1 protein-coding gene is annotated in these 1,309 nt (G+C 64.1%); it reads left to right on the top strand.

What is annotated here, in order from left to right:
• Positions 1-46: 46 nt before the first annotated feature.
• Positions 47-1,294, top strand: coding sequence for an IS4 family transposase (locus GGQ67_RS25030; RefSeq protein WP_183902801.1), 1,248 nt, complete (start codon positions 47-49; stop codon positions 1,292-1,294).
• The last annotated feature ends 15 nt before the right edge of the window (positions 1,295-1,309 follow it).

The raw sequence follows: 1,309 nt of genomic DNA, 5'->3' as shown, positions 1-1,309 counted from the left end.
TTCAGACGTTTCGCGGCGTTCTGGACACGCATTGGAGATCAATGTCATGCGGCATGAGAATAGCGTCTTTCATCAGATCCAACAGCATATTCCGTGGTCGGTATTCGATCGGCTTGTGGATGAACACAAGGCCGACCACCGGGTGCGCCGGTTGACGACGAAGGCGCAGTTCCTGGCGTTGCTGTTCGGCCAGCTCTCGGGCGCCGGCAGCCTGCGCGAGATCGAGGCCGGGCTTACCAGCCACGCAGCACGGCTCTATCACGTCGGCGGCCGGCCGGTCGCCCGCACGACGCTCGCCGATGCCAATGCCCGCCGTCCGGCCGATGTGTTTGCAAGGCTGTTTTCCCACATGGCCGCCCAAGCCGGGCGCAGGACGCGCCGTCATCTCGGCGACAGCCTGCGCGTGCTCGACGCCACCCGCGTCAAGCTCTCCTCGCTGTCTCAGGGCTGGGCCGACATGATCGGCGGCAAGCATGCCGCCAAGCTGCACATCGCCTACGATCCCGATGCCGATGCGCCGCTGTCGATGGCCTTGACCGGCCAGAAGACCAACGACATCACGCCGGCCAAGAAGATCGCGATCGAGCCCGGCGTCACCTATGTCTTCGACCTCGGCTATTACGATTTCGCCTGGTGGGCCGAAATCGACAGGGCAAAGGCCCGCTTCGTCACCCGCCTGAAGAGCCACACGATCGTCACTGCGGCCATCACCTCGACGGACGAGGCCGGCGGCGCGGCCAAGAACAAGGCCGCTCGCAAGCCGCCCAGGCAGGCGGGCAAGGGGTCAGCCGGGCGTGCGGGCAAGACCTCAGCCGATGCGGCCGCCACCATCCTGTCCGACAGGATCGGCCACCTGCCCAAGCGCATGGCCGGCTCGCGGCGCAATCCCTTCCACAGACAAGTGCGCGAGATCACCGTCCGGATCAGCACCGGCAAGGTCATCCGGCTGGTCACCAACGACCTCGACGCACCCGCACAGGACATCGCCGACCTCTACAAGCAGCGCTGGCGCATCGAACTGTTCTTCAAGTGGATCAAGCAGAACCTCAAGATCCGCCACTTCCTCGGCGCCTCGGAAAACGCCGTGCGCATCCAGGTCTTCGTCGCGCTGATCGCCTATCTCCTGCTGCGCGCTGCCCAGGCCTGCCAGACCACCATCACAAAGCCGCTTGCCTTCTCAAGGCTGGTGCGCCTCAACATCATGCACCGCCGACCCATCGACACTCTGAAAAGACCGCACGAAAGCCCCACAACGGACCCAAGACAATTCTCGCTGCAATTGACCGGGAGTTAAACCGGACAATAGTGG

The sequence above is a fragment of the Rhizobium metallidurans genome (assembly GCF_014196505.1).
Classification (GTDB): domain Bacteria; phylum Pseudomonadota; class Alphaproteobacteria; order Rhizobiales; family Rhizobiaceae; genus Rhizobium; species Rhizobium metallidurans.
This window is presented reverse-complemented; position numbering and strand designations above follow the sequence as displayed.

Coding starts and splice junctions, on each gene's coding strand:
- GGQ67_RS25030 (WP_183902801.1), top strand. CDS start 47: ATGCGGCATGAGAATAGCGTCTTTCATCAGATCCAACAGCATATTCCG.